The 21,294-nt window shown below is 61.3% G+C and carries 22 protein-coding genes and 1 pseudogene; 1 reads left to right on the forward strand and 22 read right to left on the reverse strand.

Annotation, left to right across the window (positions count from 1 at the left end; translation table 11 throughout):
• Positions 1-56: 56 nt before the first annotated feature.
• The 19 genes from G7A99_RS07570 to G7A99_RS07660 form a co-directional block, all read right to left on the reverse strand.
• Positions 57-479, reverse strand: coding sequence for a HepT-like ribonuclease domain-containing protein (locus G7A99_RS07570; RefSeq protein ID WP_163139378.1), 423 nt, complete (start codon positions 477-479; stop codon positions 57-59).
• 13 nt (positions 480-492) lie between these two features.
• Positions 493-807, reverse strand: coding sequence for a nucleotidyltransferase family protein (locus G7A99_RS07575; RefSeq protein ID WP_163139353.1), 315 nt, complete (start codon positions 805-807; stop codon positions 493-495).
• A 347-nt stretch (positions 808-1,154) separates the two neighbouring features.
• On the reverse strand, positions 1,155-2,567 hold the full coding sequence (locus G7A99_RS07580) for a mannose-1-phosphate guanylyltransferase/mannose-6-phosphate isomerase (RefSeq protein ID WP_305792312.1): 1,413 nt from the start codon (positions 2,565-2,567) through the stop codon (positions 1,155-1,157).
• 154 nt (positions 2,568-2,721) lie between these two features.
• A complete protein-coding gene (locus G7A99_RS07585; protein ID WP_163139355.1) occupies positions 2,722-3,387 on the reverse strand; it encodes a sugar transferase in 666 nt (221 codons plus the stop codon).
• 2 nt (positions 3,388-3,389) lie between these two features.
• A complete protein-coding gene (locus G7A99_RS07590) occupies positions 3,390-3,812 on the reverse strand; it encodes a hypothetical protein (RefSeq protein WP_163139351.1) in 423 nt (140 codons plus the stop codon).
• Positions 3,813-3,831: 19 nt separating this feature from the next.
• Positions 3,832-4,446 (reverse strand): type II toxin-antitoxin system MqsA family antitoxin, encoded by a 615-nt coding sequence (locus G7A99_RS07595; protein ID WP_163139356.1) that lies wholly within the window; start codon positions 4,444-4,446, stop codon positions 3,832-3,834.
• Positions 4,447-4,450: 4 nt separating this feature from the next.
• Positions 4,451-4,732: a hypothetical protein gene (locus tag G7A99_RS07600; RefSeq protein WP_163139352.1), complete on the reverse strand. Its 282-nt coding sequence runs from the start codon at positions 4,730-4,732 to the stop codon at positions 4,451-4,453.
• A 159-nt stretch (positions 4,733-4,891) separates the two neighbouring features.
• Positions 4,892-6,079 carry a UDP-N-acetylglucosamine 4,6-dehydratase gene (locus G7A99_RS07605; protein ID WP_163139357.1) on the reverse strand — a complete coding sequence of 396 codons (1,188 nt, stop codon included), beginning with the start codon at positions 6,077-6,079 and terminating at the stop codon, positions 4,892-4,894.
• 44 nt (positions 6,080-6,123) lie between these two features.
• Positions 6,124-6,645, reverse strand: coding sequence for a hypothetical protein (locus G7A99_RS07610; protein WP_163139358.1), 522 nt, complete (start codon positions 6,643-6,645; stop codon positions 6,124-6,126).
• A 24-nt stretch (positions 6,646-6,669) separates the two neighbouring features.
• Positions 6,670-6,936 carry a hypothetical protein gene (locus tag G7A99_RS07615; protein ID WP_163139359.1) on the reverse strand — a complete coding sequence of 89 codons (267 nt, stop codon included), beginning with the start codon at positions 6,934-6,936 and terminating at the stop codon, positions 6,670-6,672.
• Positions 6,937-7,036: 100 nt separating this feature from the next.
• A complete protein-coding gene (locus G7A99_RS07620; protein ID WP_305792313.1) occupies positions 7,037-8,131 on the reverse strand; it encodes a HigA family addiction module antitoxin in 1,095 nt (364 codons plus the stop codon).
• The gene (locus G7A99_RS07625; RefSeq protein WP_163139360.1) at positions 8,124-8,468 is read right to left on the reverse strand and encodes a killer suppression protein; all 345 of its coding nucleotides are present in this window, start codon (positions 8,466-8,468) and stop codon (positions 8,124-8,126) included. The genes G7A99_RS07620 and G7A99_RS07625 overlap by 8 nt, the downstream gene beginning before the upstream one ends.
• Before the next feature lie 67 nt (positions 8,469-8,535).
• Entirely contained in the window at positions 8,536-9,705 is a 1,170-nt protein-coding gene (locus tag G7A99_RS07630) for a LegC family aminotransferase (RefSeq protein WP_163139361.1), read from the reverse strand.
• Positions 9,705-10,565: a sulfotransferase gene (locus G7A99_RS07635; RefSeq protein WP_163139362.1), complete on the reverse strand. Its 861-nt coding sequence runs from the start codon at positions 10,563-10,565 to the stop codon at positions 9,705-9,707. Before G7A99_RS07635 ends, G7A99_RS07630 begins: the two co-directional genes overlap by 1 nt.
• Positions 10,562-11,689, reverse strand: coding sequence for a glycosyltransferase family 4 protein (locus G7A99_RS07640; protein WP_163139363.1), 1,128 nt, complete (start codon positions 11,687-11,689; stop codon positions 10,562-10,564). The genes G7A99_RS07635 and G7A99_RS07640 overlap by 4 nt, the downstream gene beginning before the upstream one ends.
• On the reverse strand, positions 11,686-13,620 hold the full coding sequence (asnB, locus tag G7A99_RS07645; RefSeq protein WP_163139364.1) for an asparagine synthase (glutamine-hydrolyzing): 1,935 nt from the start codon (positions 13,618-13,620) through the stop codon (positions 11,686-11,688). The genes G7A99_RS07640 and asnB overlap by 4 nt, the downstream gene beginning before the upstream one ends.
• The gene (locus G7A99_RS07650) at positions 13,620-14,630 is read right to left on the reverse strand and encodes a glycosyltransferase (RefSeq protein ID WP_240466164.1); all 1,011 of its coding nucleotides are present in this window, start codon (positions 14,628-14,630) and stop codon (positions 13,620-13,622) included. Before G7A99_RS07650 ends, asnB begins: the two co-directional genes overlap by 1 nt.
• 135 nt (positions 14,631-14,765) lie before the next feature.
• On the reverse strand, positions 14,766-15,875 hold the full coding sequence (locus G7A99_RS07655; RefSeq protein ID WP_163139366.1) for a glycosyltransferase family 4 protein: 1,110 nt from the start codon (positions 15,873-15,875) through the stop codon (positions 14,766-14,768).
• A complete protein-coding gene (locus G7A99_RS07660) occupies positions 15,872-17,191 on the reverse strand; it encodes an O-antigen ligase (RefSeq protein WP_163139367.1) in 1,320 nt (439 codons plus the stop codon). The genes G7A99_RS07655 and G7A99_RS07660 overlap by 4 nt, the downstream gene beginning before the upstream one ends.
• 107 nt (positions 17,192-17,298) lie before the next feature.
• Between G7A99_RS07660 and G7A99_RS07665 the strand changes: the two are divergent.
• Positions 17,299-18,260: pseudogene (locus tag G7A99_RS07665) on the forward strand (IS481 family transposase); the annotation flags it as partial.
• Positions 18,261-18,280: 20 nt separating this feature from the next.
• Here G7A99_RS07665 and G7A99_RS07670 read toward each other — a convergent pair.
• The 3 genes from G7A99_RS07670 to G7A99_RS07680 are packed head-to-tail and all read right to left on the reverse strand — an operon-like array spanning position 18,281 to position 21,289.
• The gene (locus G7A99_RS07670) at positions 18,281-19,309 is read right to left on the reverse strand and encodes a glycosyltransferase family 2 protein (RefSeq protein WP_163139368.1); all 1,029 of its coding nucleotides are present in this window, start codon (positions 19,307-19,309) and stop codon (positions 18,281-18,283) included.
• The gene (locus G7A99_RS07675; RefSeq protein WP_163139369.1) at positions 19,287-20,405 is read right to left on the reverse strand and encodes a bifunctional 2-polyprenyl-6-hydroxyphenol methylase/3-demethylubiquinol 3-O-methyltransferase UbiG; all 1,119 of its coding nucleotides are present in this window, start codon (positions 20,403-20,405) and stop codon (positions 19,287-19,289) included. Before G7A99_RS07675 ends, G7A99_RS07670 begins: the two co-directional genes overlap by 23 nt.
• A complete protein-coding gene (locus G7A99_RS07680) occupies positions 20,402-21,289 on the reverse strand; it encodes a sulfotransferase (RefSeq protein ID WP_163139370.1) in 888 nt (295 codons plus the stop codon). The genes G7A99_RS07675 and G7A99_RS07680 overlap by 4 nt, the downstream gene beginning before the upstream one ends.
• Between the last annotated feature and the right edge of the window lie 5 nt (positions 21,290-21,294).

Raw genomic sequence — 21,294 nt, forward strand, 5'->3', positions numbered from 1 at the left:
CCCTGCTCCCCTCTCTCCCAGGCGTCCCCGGGACCGACACTAAGGGCTACAAACCCTTACCGTCGAAAACACAAGGTCGGCTGCTTCTGGCAGCCGACATCTGGCCCTGATACGCATGAGCCATTCTTCCGGCACCTTGCACGACGTCGGGGAAATCGGGATTCCGGCTCTTGCAGGCGCACATCCAGTTCACCGGCCAGGCGAGGCAAGTCCTTGCACGCGACATTCCAGATGATTCGGTCATTCACCTTTGCGTAGCCGTGGATCAGGATGTTCCGGAGATCCACCGCTGCACGAAGTTCCGGGATCTCTTCAGCCAGCTCCGGTGCAACCTTCTCCAGCTGACCCAAAGCCTCGCCGACAATCTCGAGTTGCCGTTCCACCGCTGAGCGTAACAACGGATTATTCAGATACTCGGCCTCGTCAGCCCCGTCGATGAAGGAAGCGACAGCTCGAGCGGCTTCACGCGCATCCCACAGTTAGGCCCTAGGATCACGCCGCATGGACCTCTTCCCGGCTACGATCAATCTCGGCACGGACATAGGGGTTGCGAGTGCCATCCACAGGGAGCAGGTCGACAGGACGGTCCAGGATTTTCTCCAGCTCAGCACGGAATGCCAAATATTCCTGCAGCGAGGAGGCGGCGGCGCTATCCGGCGCGAACTCCACCAGGAAGTCCACATCCGAGCGACGATCATCGAAATCCGCACCCCGCGCCGCCGAGCCAAACACCTCCAGGCGCCGCACACCGTAACGCTGACAAGCTGCGACGATATCCTTACGCTTGCGTTGGATCAGGGGGTGCATGGCGTCAATCTATCCGGAGTCTGGTTTCTTTCGTGCAAGCCTATCAAACCCCAGGCAAAGGCCACCACTTGCCCGGGATCGGCTGGCGACAATGCCACGGGAGCTCGACGACCGCTGCGTATCAGCAGGAACGCCGCACACGGCCTACGGCCGTGCCCGACCTACACCCCAGGTAGGTCGGCTGCTCCCGGCAGCCGACAATCAATCATGGACACGCTTTAACCCGCCTCAAGTAGGTCGGCTGCTCCTGGCAGCCGACAGAGCGGGTAGGTCGTGCACCGCAGGTGTGCGACATCCCAGGCCTCCGAACCCGTAGCTCGGCGACTCCCGACAGGCCCCCGGCCCGACTACTCCCGCGCATAGGCATCCTCGAAGCGCACGATATCGTCCTCGCCGAGGTAGCTCCCGGTCTGGACCTCGATGAGCTCCAGCGGGATAACGCCGGGGTTCTCCAGCCGGTGGGCCGTGCCGAGCGGCACGTACGTCGACTGGTCCTCGGTCAACAGGAAGCTCTCCTCCCCCCGCCACACGCGGGCCGTGCCCTTCACCACGATCCAGTGCTCGGCCCGGTGATGGTGCATCTGCAGCGACAGCTGCTGCCCCGGATTGACCGTGATGCGCTTCACCTGGAAGCGTACCGCCGCGGCGATGCCCTCATAGGCGCCCCACGGACGGTTCACCCGGCGATGGACCGTGGCCTCGTCCCGGCCCTCCGCCTCCAGGCGCGCGACGATGCGCTTCACGTCCTGGACGCGCTCGCGGTCGGCAACGAGCACCGCATCCGCCGTCTCCACGATCACGGCATCCCGCAGACCCACCGCAGCGACGAGGCGCCCTTCGGAACGGATATAGGAACCGTGGGTATCCTCGGCCACGACATCCCCAATCAGGACGTTGTCCGTCTCCTCGCTCCGCTCGCCGACGGCGTGCAGCGTGTCCCAGCTCCCCAGGTCGCTCCAGCCGCAGTCCATGGGCACGACCGCGGCGTCCCGCGTATGCTCCATCACCGCGTAGTCGATGCTCTCCGCCGGACAGGCCGTGAACGCCGCCTCGTCCAGCCGGATGAAGTCCAGATCCTCCTGACGCCCGGCCCACGCCGCCGTGACCGCCTCGAGGATATCCGGCCGGTACGCGGCAAGCTCGTCCAGATACCGCTGCGCGGCGAACAGGAAAATCCCGCTGTTCCAGTGATACCCGCCCTCGGCAAGGTAACGCGCCGCCGTCTCCGCATCCGGCTTCTCGACGAACGCATCCACCGCATGCACGCCGTCCGCGATGGCCGCACCGCTTCGGATATAGCCATACCCGGTCTCAGGGGCATCGGGAATGATCCCGAACGTCACGAGGTGACCCGCACGGGCGTGATCCATGCCGCGGGAGACCGCGTCGTGAAAGGCATCGACGTCCCGTACGAGATGATCGGAAGGCGCGACGAGCAGCACCGCCTCCGGATCCTGCTCGAGGGCCCACATCGCCGCGGCCGCGACCGCCGGCGCCGTATTCCGCGCCGCCGGCTCCAGCAGCATCGCGCCCGGCGCGACGCCCGCGGCCTGGAGCTGTTCGGCGACGAGGAAGCGATAGTGCGCGTTGGCCACCGTCACCGGTGGCTGAACCCCGGGCAGCCCCGCGGCACGGAGCACGGACGCCTGCAACAGGCTGTGCTCGTCCACCAGCGGCAGGAACTGTTTCGGATGCTGGCCGCGCGACAGCGGCCAGAGGCGATTGCCGGAGCCGCCACAGAGGATAACCGGGTAGAGCACTGCCTTCCTCCGCGTCCAACTGGTCAAAGTCCCGGTGAATATTGCCGAACAAACACAACCCGGAGCTGGCAGCGCCGCTCAACAATCAAGCGTGTAACGGAAACCAACCCGTGCCGAACGGGAACTGAGGAAGGCGGGAAGGCCAGCTCGCGAATTACAGCTTGGGGGCCAACTCGCGCGGCGGCCTCGGCAAGCCAGGGAATAGCCTCCATACAATGCCACTCCGGGGAAACAGCACTATCCAGGCCGTGAGCCCGATCAACAGGAAATACAGCCCGACTCCCCGTCGGGCCACATACCACCGTTCCAGCTCCCCCTTGTAGGGCATGATCAGCCGGTCATACAGGTCATCCGGGTCGTCTACCCCGGAGTAGAGCGATTCCTCACCGCGGAACACGATGGAGCCGATGCCGGAAAGCCCTGGACGGACTTTGACAATATCGGCCTGCGCTTCCTCTGGGAACGCGTCGAAGCACCGGCGCGTCTGGGGCCGGGGTCCGATAATGCTCATATCCCCGGTCAGGATATTCAGGAGCTGCGGGAGCTCGTTCAGCTTCGTCTTGCGCAGAAACCGCCCGAACGGGAGAACGCGGGGATCATCGGTCACGGTAACCGTGCCGGTCCCGAGGTTGGGGCTATCCTTGAGCATCGTCGCGAACTTGAGCAACCCGAAGGGCTCCCCCGCCTTCCCGATACGCTCCTGGCGAAAGAAGATCTCCCCTTCGCCCGTAAAGCGCAGAACAACCAACACCGGAACAAGCAGCGGGGCAAGCACCAACAACGCGAGGCCAGCGAACAGGATATCGAGGATCCGTTGCATGCCTATTCCTCGGATTCCGGGATGAAACGGAGCGTCGGCAACGTCACCGGCCCGTGCACCGAACGAGCGGTCAGCGTGGTGACCATATCCCGAATGGCACCCACCAAGAGGGAGGCCCCGTTGATTTCCACGATGGTCTTTCGCCGCGATGCATCCAGGCCGGGTGCGATCCGAAAATGGCCACGCGCCCCCATATCAAGGTGATAGGGAAAACGATGCTCCCGTACCTGCTCATCACTCACCCAGAGGCGAACCTCCACCGTATAATCCCGGGGATCATCCCCCTGATCCGGCAACTCGCCGAAGCCCACATTGCAGTTCAGGCTCAGGCTGTCGAACTCCGACGAGGCAGGCGCATGCGCCGTTGGCTGTACGTGAATTTGCGTGTAGACAAGGCTCACCAACTGCAAGGGCGAGCCTTCCATTCTTGCCACCGCCATTGCCCTACCCAATCACCGAGACCGGCCCATCGGAACCGTCCTCGTTCGCCGCATTGCCCGATCGAAGCATGACGCCCTCCACGGCCGACTCCTCGGCAAGGAAGTCACACCACACATCGGCACCGCCTGTCACGGTCGACTGCGGGAACTCGACGGTGTAGGTCCGACTCACGTGCACGCCGGCCTCATCGGGCAGCCCGGCGTAATCACGCAACCATGTGAGCACCACCTCAGGCATGGCATCGGCAAGCCGAAGCAAACGGTCCATCGCCTCCGATTGCGCCACCTCATCGTTCTCGTACTTGGAAAAGGCCACGGGCCCGCCCCCGAAGAGTGCCGCCGCCTGCTTCTGGTTGATCGCCAGGCGCTCGCGCAGGTCTCGCAGCTCCTGCCCGGTCAACAACCCATCCACGTGCTTGCGGAAGGCAAGGGTCTCCCGCTTGTTACGCCGCGCCTGCGCGGCGGTGGTCTGCTCCACACCGCAGACATCGCAGCGGGAGTACACGGAAGGAAGCCTCTCGGAACGGCCCCGATACTCGACCTCACACTCATCCTGATGCTCGGCGAGATGCCCCTCGCCGCAGACGGGGCACAGCTCCTTGTCGCATTCCCGATTCATCTCATCACCCCCTGGAAAGGTGGCAGGACACCAGCAAGAGCAGATCACCGTTCTGCCCGATGGCCCATTTCAGATAGTACTCGCAGGTCATTTCCATCCCGGCCGGTACGCGCTCTCTTCGCCGGTAGTGATAGGCATCGCACGCCGCCATGGTCGCGTTGCCACTCAATGCACACCACTCGGACCCGAGATAGGATACGGCGCCAAGGATCCCCTCGATGACCTCGGCCACGTCCGAAATCGCCCATCCGAGCCCCTGCATGTCCTGCCGAGAGCGGTGGGTCACCGGCCTGATCCTCGCCTCGGCATCGCCGGACAGGATCTCTGCAATGGCTTCCGCCGGATAGAGAGGCCGTTCAGTCGGGATAGTCCGTTCTTCGCCCTCGCCAGGCGGAGTACCTGAATACTGACTGACGTTCCTTGTCTTTACCATAATGGTAACAGATCACATCCGCCCGTCGAGATAACGCCCGGTCTCCTTGTGGGCGAACTCCGGCACCATGTCGTGGAAGAGGCGGACCAGGTCGCCCTTCTCCCAACGGCCTGCGGCGCGCAGGTCATGGATGGTCTGGAGGAAGTGGTCGAGCTGGTCGGCGTCGTACTCAGCCGGGTTGCGGATCACACCCAGGTTCTGGAACCGCTCCCAGTCCAGGTCCTCGTCGTCCGTATAGAACTCCTCGAAGTCCTTCTCACCGGTGGTATCACTGGCAAAGAAATAGCAGGGCCACTGCCCTCGCGCGGCCATCGTCTCCACGCTCGCACGCGCCTCCTCCTCGCTGGCGCACGGCACCGCCTCGTAGCCCAGAGCGGCCAGGTAGCGCTCGGCAATCTCCGAGAAGGTGGTCAGGTGCAGACGCTCGCTGAGCTTGGGGAAGAAGATGTCCCGGTTCTCGCCCAGCAGGCAGGAGAGCAGGCAGAGCTCCCCCGACTCGCGATCAGTAACGAAATAGCGACGCACATCGTTGGGTGCGGACAACGGCTGGCGCTTGAGGATCCGCTGGTTGAAGCCGTGGAGCAGGCTGCCATCGGAGAAGGCGACGTTGGCAAACCGCGCCATGGAGAGGGGCACGGATTCGCTCTCACGCATGAGGAAGAGCTCCATGATGCGCTTGCTCGCGCCCATCATGTTGGCCGGGGCGGCGGCCTTGTCCGTGGACACACAGAAGTACTTCCCCGCCCCCTTCTCCCGGGCCCAGCGCGCCGTGCGCAGGGTATTCTCGATGTTCACCTCCACCATGCGCATGAGGCTGTAGGGGTCCTTCTCCGAGCGCACATGCTTCATCGCCGAGAGGTTGAGCACATAGTCGTAGCCGCCCTCCTCCCGCATGAGCGCATCAAAGGGGACCGAGCCGGCATCCAGGGCGAAGGTGCGGAAGTTGCCGTCGATATAGCCCAGGCTGCTGCGCAGGTCGCGCACCAGCTCCACCAGGTTGTTCTCGCTGAGGTCAACGACATCCAAGGCGGCCGGATTACGGCGGAAGATCTCGCGGACCACCGCCTGGCCGATGGTCCCCGCCCCGCCGATGACCAGAAAGCGGCCCCCGGCCACCCGCTCGGCCAGCGCCTCCCGGTGCTGTGTCAGGTCTTCATCAAAGAGAGGCGCGTCGCGCCCGATGAGGGAGAGTACATCCATTCAACGCACTACCATGGGTCGATATTTCAAGATAATGCCGCTCTTCAGGCCCGATTCCAGCGCCCATGGAAAACCACCCCAAGAACGAAGACGCGACGCTCCCACGCTCGGCGGTCCAAACCTTCAAAGGCACTGAAGGCCCTTTCCGCTTTCCCGAGCAGTTCCCCTACATGGTCCCGGGAGAAACGGCGGTTCAGATCGTAATCCGCCTCGTGGCGAGCCTGCTGTAGATCCGCGAACGCCCTGGCAACCTGACGCAAGGCATCCGACGGCGGATGCGTCATAACCTCCGCGAGAGCCTGGGGAGGCTGCCTTGCATCCCAGTTCGCGACGGCATGGCACAGTTTTTTCATACTGTTGTGGTCGCACGCCCGGGCCACGCGCCCGCGCAATGCCTCGGCATCGTTCCCGGAGACAACCTCACGTGCCGCTGCATCCACCAACAAATGGAAAAGGGCATAATAGGCCGTGGAGACTGCCCGCCTCAGGCTTGCCTGTTTAGGTCTTTTCGGTTCCCGATAAGCAAGCTGTCGGGCCTGCGACAGTAAATCGCGAGCCAGCGCCATGAGTACTTCCTTGTAATGCTTGCCTCAATTCTCCAGCCAGATATAGGGCCAGATCCCGGGAACGAGTTCCCCCAACCGATTCCGGATCCGCTCGTTGAACGTCTCGATGTCCTCCAGCGCCCCCGGCTGGGCCGTCACCCCTTCCGGCACGCGCACCCAGACCCAGACGGCCTCATCCCCGGTGGCATCCTCGCCCCATTTCAGGCGCAAACCCTGCACAAACCCCGGCATGGGCAGACGACGCAACTCCGCCTCTACCTGATTCCAGTCCACCAGCTGCTCCGCGTGCATGGCGCCCTCCACTCTCCTTCGTACGAGTTCCCTACATCCACTCTAGGCCCACTCTACAACAAGCCCCGACCACGGTAACGCGCTCCCGCCGGATGCGGGGTCATCCCTCGTGATCCCATTGAAAGCGTCGCTTCAGGCGATTCCCCCAGTCCCAGCCAACAACACGCTCATGCTGCAAACGACCGACCACGATGCCGGGGGCGACTCCCATGCGCTCGGCGAAGGCGCTGACCTGCTCCAGGGTGGGGCGGCCCGGGGCGACAAAATCCCTCCATTCGCGGGGAGGAATGAGGAGATCGGCGGCGAAGCGATTGGCTTCGGCCTCCTTCTCCTCGTCCAGCCCGTTGCCCCCTTCCAGGAAGATCTCTCGCTTGCCGTGCAGCAGCAGATGCCCCGCCTCGTGGAAGAACGAGAACCAGAGCTGGTCATCGCTGCGATAACGCAGGGACACCTGGATCAGGGCCTTGTTCGAGGTCAGCCAGCGCGTGGCCCCACTGACCCGGGACTTCGGCAATGAGGGCACGAATTCAACGGCCACCCCCACCCCTGCACACCATTCCTGCAACCGCGGCTGGAAGACCTCCGGGGCCTCCCGGGTCAGTGCCCGGCATTCCTTCAACAGGGACCGGAATGCCGACGCATCGTAAGGCGCGCACCGCCGGGCATGCCCCTGTCGCTCCCCCTGCCGAAGCCAGGCCGAAACGGCTTCCGCCGCCGCCTGGAATCGCTGCGACTGGCGATACGCCACCTGATGGTTTTCCCAGACCGCCGCCCACTCCCGCGAGGAATGGACGCCGAAAAAGCGCAACAACTCATCGAGCTGCTCCCGCGTGTCCTTCCAGCTGTTGATCCAGCCTAGCTCCCTCATCTTCTTGATGGGGAAGCGCTTCATCCACTCCAGCTGCTCATGCTCCGCCTCAGCCGCGCGTGCCCGCGCAAGGGCCTCCTGGTGCTCCACCTCCAGCTGATTCCAGAAATGGGCCGGCCGCCCCAGCACACGCTCCAGGCGCAGGGCCGTATCCTGGGTCAAGGGCGCTTTCCCCTGGATGATCTGATTAACGGTCTTCGCCGCCAGCCCCGTACGCTGCGCCAGCTCCGCCTGACTCATGCCGGCGGATTCCAGATACTCCTCCAGGATCTCCCCCGGAGGCACCGTGTAATCCGGTGCGAAAGTCGCTTCCTGCATTTCAACCATGAGTATCCTCCACCGCGAGGATGCGGATCGCCGTCACACACGCCCAGTTCAGACCGCCTTCCTCCAGACGAGGAAACGGGTCATGGTCCGGGCAAAAGATCAATCGATAGGGATGGTCCAGATCCATGGAAAGCTGTCCCTGCCGGTTGCCGGTTAGTTCGTGGCAACGCTCCGGGCCAGAGAAGGGCGGATGGAAGTCTGCCAAGCTCTGTGCAGCCTGCAATGCCCGCAGGCGACGCTGCAGCAATCGGGCCCGGCGCTCACCATGTGCCTTTTGCAGTTGTCGCGCTTCGGAAAGCTGCTTGCGCAGGCGGTTACTTTTGAACCCCACATCCATATGGTAGTTTTCTTTACCTCATGCGTAAAGACAAAATAGCCCCATGAAAGAACCCGATCTCAAATAGCTACCCCAACCACCCCGCCGGCACCGACGAGGGCAGATTCACGATGCGCTCCTCCAGCCAGCGGGCGTTGGCCAGGCCGTCGTGCTGGCAGTGCTGGTACATGGGCAGCTCCGTCATCAGTCGCCAGATGGGGCGGGTCATCACCTCGCGCTGGTTGGTGTACTCCAACAGCGCGTCGCGCTCGGCGCGGGAGGCGAGCTGCACGGCGTTGAGCCAGTAGTTGGCCGTGGTGCCGGCGCGCTCGGTGAGGAAGGCCTCCCGCCGGCCCTCGAAGAACTCGGCATAACGCCGCGCCACCTCACGCTTGGCGGCCAGGATGTCCGGCAGGCGCTCCATCTGGGCCACACCCAGGGCGGCGTTGAGGTTGGGCAGACGGTAGTTGAAGCCCAGCTCGTCGTGGAAGAACTCGTAGCCATGGGGGGCCTTGGCGGTGGTGGTGAGGTGGCGGGCACGGGCGGCCAGATCGTCATCATCGGTGACGATCATCCCCCCGCCCCCGGTGGTGATCACCTTGTTGCCGTTGAAGCTCAACGTCCCCAGCCGGCCGAAGGTGCCGGTATGCCGCTCGCCCACCCAGCTGCCCAGGGACTCCGCGGCATCCTCCACCACCGGGATCCCGTACTCGTCACAGACGGCCACCAGCTCCGCCACCCGCGCCGGGTGGCCAAAGGTGTGCATGGGCAGGCAGGCCGCAATGCGCCGGCCGGTAGAGCGGTTGATGCAAGCCCCGCCCTCGCCCACCTCGGCATGGGCTTCGAGATAGCGTCGCACCGCCTCCGGCGAGAGGCCGAGGGTGTCCTCGTCCACATCGACGAAGACCGGCTCCGCCCCGGTGTAGGCCACCGCGTTGCAGGTGGCCACAAAGGTCAACGCCTGGGCCAGCACCTCATCCCCCGGTTCCACCCCGGCGACCACCAGGGCCGCGTGCAGGGCAGCTGTGCCGTTGACCGTCGCCACCGCATGACGGGCGCCCACGAAGTCCGCCACCCGCTTCTCGAACTCCGTTACCCGCGCCCCCACGGAGGAGACGAAGTTGGAATCGACGCAGTCGACGAGATAGTCCTTCTCGGCCCCCTCAAAAACGGGCCGGTGCAGCGGGATGAAGCCCTCTCCGAAGATGGCGCGGACATACGCGATCAGGGCATCGATGGAAGGTGCCTCGGATGCCATCAGCTTTCCTTCTCCAGCGGATTCATCGCGCCCGCGACCAGCGGCTCCAACCGACCGACCGCCTCGTCCCCCAGGGCGGCCCGTCCCTTGCCCAAGCTGGCACTGCTCACGCCGGCCACGGCCGCACGGCGCGCCTCGTCCTCCGCCGATAGGCCGGCGAAGTCAAGGACGCGGCCCAGCTCCCTCTCCGGCTCGCGCACAAAATCCTCGTAGCTGACATCCAGCCAGCGCTCCGCCGGCATGCTGGCGAAGGCCTCGGCCGAGGCCTCCACACAGCGGCGCCATTGGAGGGCACAGACCTCGTCCAGCGGGCGCTCGGCCAGGAGCTCATCCATATCATCGAGCTGCGGCCCCCAGAGGCCCACCCGCCCCTCGCGGGAGAACAGCCGATGGATCCGGCTGCCGAAATAGCGAGCGGCGTACCACGGCAGATCCGTGGCGGGCACGAAGCGCGCCTTGCACGCCAGGTAGGGAATATCCAGCGGCGCCTTCCAGCGCGCCATCGCCGATCCGACCGCATCCAGCCCATCCCGATGGATGAAGACGTAGCGCGCCTCCGGCACCACCCGGTCGACAAAGGGCACACGCAGGGAGTTGGCGCAGGTCTTCTCCACGACCACATCGGCACCGTACCGACGCGCCACCCAATCGAACTGCCGTCGGATATAGCGCCGGACATCCGGCCGCGCCCGATCGGCGGGAAACTCGTCGGACGGATAACGGAGGTTGCCGTGGCGCCAGATATAGTTGATCTCGTCACACGGCCAAGTGGCCACGCCCGGGAATTGCGTGAGCACGTCCCGGAGCATGTTGGTACCGGAGCGGGGGGCACCGATGATAATCAGCGGGCTGTAATTCATCCGACCTCGGCTCCCAACTCACGGTAGACATCAAGATACTGCTGCTGGATGGCGCGTACGTCGAAGTCGGCCTCGACCATCCGTCGGGCCGCCTGGCCCATGACCAGCCGCTGAGCCTCGTCCTCCAGCAGTGTGCTCACCCGCTCAGTCAGCGCATCCACATCGCGGTCGGCTACAAGGAATCCGGTCTCGCCGTCCCGTACCGCCTCACGGACGCCGGGGACATCGAAGCCCACCGTTGGCAATCCGGTGGCGGCGGCCTCCAGGACCACGCGGGGCGTCCCCTCGCGATAGGAGGGGAAGAGCAATAGGTCGGCCTCCGCCAACAGAGGCCCAACGTCCGATAGGCGGCCAAGGTACTCCACACCGTCCTGGTCGCGAACCCAGTCCGCCGTGACCGCATCGGGATGAACCGGATCCTCCTCCCCCGCCAGGAGAAAGCGCGCCTCCGGCCAGCGCTGCCGGATACGGCGCCCCACCCCGACAAACTCCGGGATGCCCTTCTGGTTCAACAACCGCCCCAGCATCACCACCACTGGCACCTGCCCTTCTCGGTCGGAACGGTCCACCACCGTGAAGCGCTCCACATCCACCCCGGAACTCGCGATCAACCGCACCTGCCCATCACTGACCCAACCACGATCCAGAAACAGCTGGCGATCATCGCGATTCTGGAAGATCGCCACATCACCGCGCGGCATGGATGCCGCATAGCCCCAACCGGCCAGTCGCGCACCGACCCCGCCGGTGATAAACGCGTGGCCGAGGCCGGTAATGGCATTGGCAATGCTCACTGAATCCCCCAGCACCCGCCGGGCGGCCAGCGTACCGAAGATCACCGGCTTGGCATGAAAGTGCTGGATCAACGACGGCTGCCACCTGCGGTAGATCGCCAGCAGGCGCCGGTAGGCCTTCCAATCAGCGGCAGGAGACAACCCACCCCGATTGAAGACCACCGGCTCCAGACGCGCACCCAGCTCCACAAGGGAACGGCTCTCCGCATCATCCGCCGTGGCCAGCACTACCACCCAGCCCTGGTCCAGAAAGCACCGAATCAAGGCTATCCGCGAACTGGTAAGCGCGTAACCCCGGTTGGCAGCAAAAACGACGACTGGCTGGCTCATCGGGCCGGATTCTCTTCCAACCACGCCTGAAACATCAGCACATCCCAGAGGTAATAGTGCCAGCGCCGCTTGCCAGAGACGTGCTCCTGCCACATGCGCCGAATCGGAGCTGGGTCAAAGAAGCCCTCCTCCCGCAGACGCCTCTCATCCAGCAACTCTTCCGCCCATTCGCGCAGTGGGCCGCGCAACCAGTGCTCGATGGGCACGCCAAATCCCATCTTGGGGCGATCCATCAGTTCCTGGGGCACATAGCGATAGAGGACCTGACGCAGCAGCCACTTGCCCTTGCCGTCCCGGTACTTGTACTCGGTGGGCACCCGCCAGGCGAACTCCACTAATCGATGATCCAGCAGCGGCACCCGCGCCTCCAGGCTCACGGCCATGCTGGCACGGTCCACCTTGGCGAGGATGTCGTCAGGCAGGTAGGTCATCTGGTCCAGATACATCATCTCCTCGCGCAAGCCGGGTAACTCCGGCATCCGCTCAGATTGAGTAAGCAGCGTATCCGGCTCGCTCGCGCCCAAAACCACCGATGCCGGGTCCTTCCAGTGGGAAGTTAGCGAGCGGTAGAAGTCCAGTCCATCCTTGGCGTTTAGCGCCTCACCCAACTTCTCCAATTTGTTCGCTACATTGGGAATACGCCATTTCCTAGGCAGCACCTGCGCCCAGCGCTGGACATCCCGCTGGGCCAAACGGTCAACGCCCCATCCAAGCCCTCTACGTAGCGGCCGTGGCAAGCTCGACGCTTTAGTCCAGGTCCCGGGGCCAACAATGTGCCGATTGTAGCCGCAGAACAGCTCGTCTCCGCCATCCCCGGACAGGCTGACCGACACATACTGATGCGCCAGTTGGCTAACCAAGAAAGTCGGGATCTGGGAAGAGTCCGAAAAGGGCTCGTCATAGATGGCGGACAGCTTAGGGATGACCGCCATCGCCTCCTCGGGCGTGACATAGAGCTCCGTATGCTCGGTCCCCAGATACTTAGCCACGGCTCTGGCGTGCTTCGCCTCGTTGTAGCCCTCCTCGTGGAAGCCGATGGAGAAGGTCTTCACCGGCCGGTCGCTCTGCGCCTGCATCAGCGCTGCGACAACGGTGGAGTCGTACCCCCCGGACAGGAATGCACCCAGCGGCACGTCGGCCGCCATCCGGCGGCCGACGGCATCGCGCAAGAGGGCGTCCAGTTCGCCGGCCAGTGCCCCCGGCTCACCGCCAGCGTCGGCTACGCCCTGCTCCGCTATACGACCGAGATCCCAATAACAGACCGGCGGCCCCACATCCCGGCCATCCTCGCGGATGGCCACGAAATGAGCCGGCAGCAGCTTGGCGATACCCAGGTGGATGCTCCAGGGCGCGGGCACGTAATTGTGGCGCATGTAGAGCGCCAGGGCGTCCCGGTCCACCTGGCCCTGCCAGTCCGGGTGGGCGGAAAGCGCCTTGAGTTCGGAGCCGAAGAGGAAGGTATCGCCACTGCGGCCGTAGTAGAGCGGCTTCTCACCCATGCGGTCCCGGGCCAGGAACAGCGCCCGCTCGGCGGTATCCCAGAGGGCGAAGGCGAACATGCCGTTGAGCCGTTCCAGCGCCCCTTGAACGCCCCAGTGGCGCAGCGCGGCCAGCAACGTCTCGGTATCGGAATGGCCCCGCCAGTCAAAGGCGCCGCCTTCGCGCTCCAGTTGCGCTCGCAGGTTCCGGTGGTTGTAGATCTCGCCGTTGTAGACGAGCACGTAGCGCCCGCAGGGCGAGTGCATGGGTTGGTGGCCGGCGGGAGAGAGATCCAGGATCGAGAGGCGGCGGTGGGCAAGGGCCAAACCCGCCGAGCCATCCGTCCAGGCGCCGGCGTCGTCCGGGCCGCGACTCTCCAGGCGCGCTGCCATGCGCTCGGCAACTTGCTGCTCGGGAGCCGGGCCGGCCCAAAAGCCGATAATTCCGCACATCAGCGCACCGCTCCCTTAACCGCAGCCAAGAAGCGCGGCGCCTGCGCCTCCAGGGAATACCAGTGTTCCACCCGCTCCCGGCCAACCGCGCCCATGGTCCGGCGCCCCGCCTCGCCTCTCTGGAGCAGCTCCTGCAAAGCCTTTTGCCATTCCTCGGCGGTTTCGGCCAGCAGACCGTTCTCTCCCTGGGTAACGATCTCCCGATTCACACCGACCGGCGATGCCACCACCGGGACCCCGCAGGCCATGTACTGGATCAGCTTGTAGCCACACTTGCCCCGCTCCCAGGGCGAATCCTGCAGCGGCATGATGCCGATATCGAACTTCTGGATGGACGACACCTCAGTCTCCACGGACCAGGGCCAGGCTTCCACGGGGGTCCCGGCAAAATCCGCCTCCCGGGCCCCGACGGCCGCGAAGCGCACCGGAACCTCCCTCTGCAGCGCCTCGAATACCGGCAACAGGGCTTGCAGGTAGCGGCTGGTCCGGGGCGTGCCGATCCAGCCCACCACCGGCACCTCGTTGGCCGGCCCCGGCAGGAGGCGGTAGCGCTCCGTATCCACCACCGTGGGGATCACCTCCACACGGTCCGCCCCGGCCTTCCGGGCCCGCGCCGCCAGGTATTCGTTGCCGGCCACCACCACGGCGGCATGGCGCATCACCGCATCGATCTTGCGCCCCAACAACCGGCGCACTAGCGCTCGGGGATGGCGGTCGTAGCGGTGGAACAGGGCGTCGTCGTAGTCCGCCACATAAGGCACGCCCATCGCCCGTAGCAGCCGTTCCACCACGGCAGGCAGGAACGGATACAGCTCCTTCTCCACGATCAGAACATCGAACCGCCGTGCCCGCCCCAACGCCCCAAACCGGCGCATGTAACCGGCCAGCACCTCCCGCCACCGCGACCCGCTGTTATACAGGGCCTGCAAATAGGCGTCCGAGAACAGGGGCGCCACCTCCACCGTCACGCCCTGGTCGCGGAAGTAGGGAAGGTACTGGAGATACCGCACCCGCGAGCTGGCACCCAGCGAGCCGTAGCGGGAAAAAAGCAGGACATTCATCGCTAAAACGGCGTGTTGCCGAAAACGCGAGCTCTTTGCTTGGCGCGTTTTCGGGCACTGGTCGCGAACAAGTTCTTGTCAGAGCTAGGCGAACCCATAGACCTTTTGGTACTCCTCCAAACGCGCGTCGCTGTCCATATAAGCTTTAGCAAGCCGCTTCCCTTGGCTTATTAACGCCTCACCCAGCGCTTCATCACACACCAGGGCGCTCAATTGCTCGGCAAGGTGTGACGGATCCTCCATATTAAACAGCATCCCCGTTATTTTATCTTGCACAACCTCATTTAGGCCTGGAATATCACTAGCAATCACGGGAACCTCTGCCTCATACGCTTCCAGCGCCACTAGTCCAAATGATTCCATCCGTGATGGAATCACTAGTGCATCGTAGATCGGCAAAATAGAACGGACATTTTTATGGCGCCCCGCTAATTTGACGCACTCCTTCAGACCATACCTATCAATTAATGCTGCCAAATTATTTGCTTCAGAGCCATCACCAAAAATATCACAATTAACGTAAAACCCTTTTTCCACCAATATACGTACAGCATCAACTAACACATCAAACCCTTTCTCGTTAGCCAGTCTCCCTATTCCGATTATCTTTATGGCACCCGCAGGCGCCGGTTCCGGATTTGGTTCACACTCCGCCGGCAGGTCATTAGCGGGTGATATCCAATTCTTGATTACCTCGACCTTGTTTGCATGATTAACACCAAGCCTGCCCCTGACCTCTCGGCCAAGCGCTTCTGAGACACAACAAACCTTCTTGACCAAATGCCGCCAAATAAAGACTTCCACGCCGTTCTTCCATGCGAAAAGACCTGGGTTCCCCGTTCCTGAAAATTGATGCACCGTTACCACGAACCGCCGGCCCCGAAGCATGATCATGCTAAGCAGGGCTACGAGGAGTGGGAATCGTCCGTGAAAATGCACCACACCGGCCGATTTTCGGCGGATAAGCCAATAGAAAAGCCTGATGTTCGAATACACGAAGCGCGATGGCTTATACGATAGCTTAACGACCTCAAACGGCACGCCGTCTATCTCCAGCTCCTTGGCTAACCATCCATCAGCTGGACATATTACAGCTTCCAATATGCCAGCGTCCCTGAGAAGGCGTGCCAAGTTAAGCACATGCGTAGCGACCCCAACTGCCTCTACCGATGAAGGTATCAAAACGACTTTCATCGGAGACTCCAACCACCTTGCTGGGCTCGTTTACTTGGCAGCCGTGCAGCACATGCCCCATACAGAACCAAGAAAGTCGAACTACCATACAATGGGCCCACAAGTACGTTGCCCGTAAGCGATACCACCATGGCCACCGAGAACGCAGCAATACCAAATCGGCTACACAGACCACTTTCCGAATGGGCCTTCCCAACTTCCCTTCTATTGGAATTTAACGGCAGAATAGGCCAGATCAGCAAAATCAGAACCAGTATAAGCCCGACCAATCCCAACCACAGAGACACGTTAAGGAAAAAATTATGAGCTGATTCCAATGCTAATAAACGCTCCCCTGACCCAAATCCAATGCCCAAAAATATGCGAGGCGTTTCCGCAAACCATCCTGCAAATGCCTCCCGCCACAAAACGAGTCGCGTGACCATGGAGTGATACTCGCTACTTCCCGAAACAAACGTCTGCGTTAGCCGGTTTACTCCCGCCATCTCTTCAGAGCCCAGGATGATGCCTATCCCAACCATCACAACGACCGCAGCGCCACCGAGCAGGCGCTTGTTCAACTTCCCGTATATTGCAAAACGCTTTGTTTCCGGAATGAATATGGCCAAACATCCTACTCCAAACGCAAGAAACCCACTTCGTGATTGCACCAATATTAGGCCGATAAAGTTCAGCGCGAACCCCACGCCTAGCATAATGCGATTAGTCCACAGCAAGCTTCTCTTGTCCCAAAGCAAATAGCATAGAGACAATGTCGCTGCCAATGCATACAGTGCCGCAATACCATTGAAACTGGCTTGACCACTATAGCCGGCACCCCCAGCCGAAGAGAAATAGCCCGCTACTCTATGCAGGCCCGCCTGTTGGCTATATATATATATGGACGAAAGACCCAAAAACGCCCCTGCTAACACAATATTTTTAGTAACAACCCTTAGTTCACGGGGTCTGGTTATAAACGCCAACGCTAATGCGCCCCATAGAAGAGTTTGCGTAAAACGAAAAAAAGGCGCCCATTCCACCCTGTAAAATGGGGAGATCAAAACCCCTAATGCAGCAACCAAATAAAGACCGAGCACAAGACCGATAAATAAAAGCACCCTGCGATTTATCGCGCCCTTACCGGAAACGTGTAGCAGCCAAAGCGACCATAGGACGACAAAAAGCAGATCAGTCGCTCGAATGGAAAGGCCTGATACTGTCGCAAGCTGCCACGGATTCGCGAGACCAACCAAGGGCATCCAACCAAGGAGGATGGTCCCAAGCCTTTTGATAGACCAGCCTACCTTTATACTTGTTGCGACCTGAGTGACCATATACCCTCGAGGAATTACACTCTATTCTAGGCCCGCTTCGCATTGCAGGAGCTGGGTGAGACCCTGCGAGGCGAACGCCGAGGAGGAATCCCTTGAGCGGCACCACCATCCATAAGCAGGCCCGGACGACCCCGCAACTGCGGGAGGAAATCCGGAACTCGACGCTGTCCGAGCGGGCGCTGGCGGAGAAGTACAACGTCTCGCGGTCCACGGTCCGCAAGTGGAAGTACCGGGAGACGGCTGCGGACCTCGGCCACCGCCCGCATCGACTGCACACGGCGCTGTCGGCGGCGCAGGAGGCCATCGTAGTGGAGCTGCGCCGGTCGCTGCTGCTGTCCACCGATGACCTGCTGGTGGTGGTCCGGGAGTTCATCCAGCCGGACCTGAATCGCTCCACGCTGCAACGGCTGCTGGTCCGCCATGCGGTCTCCAATATCCGGGACCTGGTGCCACAGCCCGAGGGCGAGGCGAAACCGAAGACCTTCAAGGACTACCAGCCCGGCTACGTCCACGTGGACATCAAGTACCTGCCGGCGATGGTCGATGAGGACAGCCGGACCTATCTGTTCGTCGCCATCGACCGCGCCAGCCGCTGGGTCTACCTGGAGCGCCATCGGGAGAAGTCGCAGAAGGCCACCACGCGTTTTTTGAAGAACCTGCAGGAGAAGGCCCCGTTTCATCTGCGCATCCTGCTCACGGACAACGACCAGGCCTTCACGGACCGGTTCACCCAGAAGGGCCGGCAGCCCTCGGGGAGCCGCGTCTTCGACCAGCTCTGCGCCGACTTCGGTATCAACCATCGGCTGACGCCGCCGCGCCATCCCCAGACCAACGGGCTGGTGGAGCGCTTCAACGGCCGGGCCGCCGAAATCCTGCGGACGACGCACTTTGACTCCGCGCCGACCTGGACTCGATGCTCTGGCACTACAACCGGCTCTACAATCATCACATTCCGCAGCGGGCCCTCGGTCATCTGACGCCGGTCCGGAAGCTCAAGGACTGGCAGACCGAGAACCCCGAGTTGTTCCGGGGCAGGTCTACGATCAGTCAGGTCTCGACATATACTAGGTAATGCCGCAGCCGCCTCACTCACGTATCGTTATCTCGCATCCGGTTTCGGAAATCAATCAACATTTCTTCACTAATCTTGTCAGTACGAGGTGCATCGCGCACAGCTTCTATCATTGCCTGTCGTAATACGTTTACTCTAACGCCTTGGAGGTATCTCCTCTTATGCAGCCGGTATTTAAAACTAAACAAATGCCGTACATACAGTTTGTAGATAGCGAACCACACCCAAAACTGGAGCTTTGCCAAGTTTCTCCTCTTATACAATATCTTCGATAGGGTCCCGTTGTAGACATACGTTGGATCACGCGAATCGTGCGAATTACTGGCCTCATGATATACGGAAAAGTTCGGATGATATAACAGACGATAACCTAACCTTGCCGCACGCGTAGAAAACTCCCACTCTTCTTTCCCGAAAAAATAGACCTCTGGCAGCAAACCCAAATGATCAAAGATTTCCCGCTTGATCAGCATCAGTGCGCCGGATATGAAACGCCTGTCCGCTGCCCGGTCATACTGCCCCTTATCTTTTTCACCATGACCAATGTGTACCTCACTTCCCCAGAACTTAATATAACCTCCGGTACTCCAAATTCTCTGCGTATCCGGCCAAAACAAGATCTTACCCCCAACGATTCCGATATTTTTATTCGACTCGGAAGCCATCACGCTTTTTCTTATAAAGTCTTTATCATAAACAATACAATCATTATTCAAAAGAAGGATGTAGTCGCAACCATCGTCTAATGCCTTTTTGATGCCTCGATTACATCCCGCAGCGAATCCGAGGTTCCTCTCATTGAAAACAAACTGAACGCCCGAATCGTGAAATTCGTCAAAAAGTTTTTTGCCCGAACCGTCTTGGGAGTCGTTGTCGACTAAATAGACGGAGTGACTGTCATAGGTGATTGCCTCCAAGGAACTGAGGCAGCGTGCGCTATCCTCGTAGTTATTCCAGTTAAGGACGACAACCCCCACCTCTGGCCAAAGTGAATTAGTCCTCGTTTTTTGCGATACGGACGTTTTATTTTTTAGTGTTGCGTTCATAGCATCTCTTATACGCATGTAGTGTAACAAACTCTGTCTTTCTGGTGTCCCATATCCCCGGTACACCCAACCCTACAGCCTGAAGTTTATCCACCCAGGTCGGTTTGGAGTGGGAATCCGATCGGGAGTTACTTTGGATGGCGCGGCTTTGGCTCGCCAAGCCTAAATAGATTGAGGCATTGGAGCGGGTGAAGGGTGTAACCCCGGAAAAACCACTCAATTGAAGTAGGTGGTTCAAGGAGTCCCAATTGAAAAGCACCAAGTGACGCGGAACTTCCAAACCGCGCCAGCTTTCCCGGAAACGTTGATGTCCATAGGCCTCGATATTGGGGGTCTCGATATAGAGTATGCCGCCAGGTTTCAACAGGGCATGAGCGCGCTGAAGCAATCCGGCTGGATCGTGGACATGCTCGATGATGTGGCTCATGGTAATGACGTCGAATGCCTCTCCGGCATCGTCGAAGGCCTCAATTCCTCCTTGCCGCACTTCCAGGCCCGCCTGGCAGACAACCTCCACGGCCTTGGGATCCGGGTCCACGCCCGCCACTTGCCACCCCGCGCTGGCCGCGCGCCGGAGAAAGGCCCCGTTTCCGCAGCCGACGTCGAGCAAGCGCTGGCCTGACTCGGGTTGCGGGAGGAAGTACATCGATTGAGCCACCTTGGCGGGGAACCCGGGGGTGAGAACTGGAGCAAGAACGCCGATGGGGCTGGCCGGCCGATACCTGGTGCCGTATTTCCAGTTGCGGTAGCCGTTACCCAAGGCCCGCCGCCACCGCCGCAAGGCCGACAGTTCCTCGACTGCTGCCGCCCCTTCTTCGTGGGTGTAATAGCTCTGGTAGGCAAGAGAGATCGTGCCCGCCGTAGGACGCGGGTCCAGATAGGCACTACGACAGCTGCCGCACTGATGCAGGTCCCAGCGCCCGGGTGCGCTCCGGAATACCCTGTCGGTCAGCCCGCGATAAAGGGTCTTACGTTCTTCGGAACCGCACACCGGGCAGCGATCCATTTGCTCTAGTCCGTCAGAAGGCCAGTTTCTGTGCTCAAAGGCGGCTGCCATGGTGGTGGGCGTATCTCTATTCTGCATATCCCCGGTCATTCCCGAGCCCACCCCGAAAGATCCCGGCCGATCAACTCCCCAGTGCGGCCGACGTCCTCCCGGAAGTACGCAGCCAGCTCGGCGCGGAACGCGGGATCGAGCGGCGGGCGCTTGCTGTGCCTAGTGGTTATCCGGGTCGCCAGGCCCAGGCTCCTCTTCCATCCCATTGCGCGTTTTGTTTTTCCTGCCCATTGGAGGCCGCGCTGCAGGATTGGCTGAAAAACAGGCCAACGGGCTTTCTTGGAGGCATTTATTCGCTCATAACTCGGCAAATGAATGGGCTCCAGGCCCAGGAAACCCAGGGTTTGCTGGTAGACCGCATCGGTATCTTCTTTGAGGTCATCGTACAGCAGAACCAGGACACGCTCACGGCCAGCATGGTTAAACAGCCGATCCAGCTGCTCACTGTAAGTGAACATGGGCCCGTACTGCAGATTTTCCCTTTTCCAATTCCAACGGGAAAGTCGACGCCCTTCAGCGCGAGCGCTTTGTGCGTGCCAAGCAGATTCGAAACTTTTTATGTCTTCCATTCCTTCCCATATATTGTACCAGTATAGCGAGCAACTTGCTTCCACGGGGTCACGGAGCAAAACGATAAAGCGCGCTTCAGGCACCCAATTTAATATATTGGGCACAGCCCGGCAGGAATACAAATAACCATTTGATCCTTCCCCCACCGCCATCTCCCGCCCAGTGCCATGGCTAAACGACCGAGCGTAGTCTTTCCAGGACTCAACAATGCTGTAACTAAAATCGTCATTAAAAAAATGCGGTTCCTTAGGTCGCGAGAACAACACCTGGGGATGCTGGCTCAGATAATAGGCCAAGGCTGTTGTTCCGCATTTCGGAGCCCCGATCAGGAAGAAATTGGGCCATTGCTGCATTAAGC

The sequence above is a fragment of the Arhodomonas sp. KWT genome, assembly GCF_010993615.1.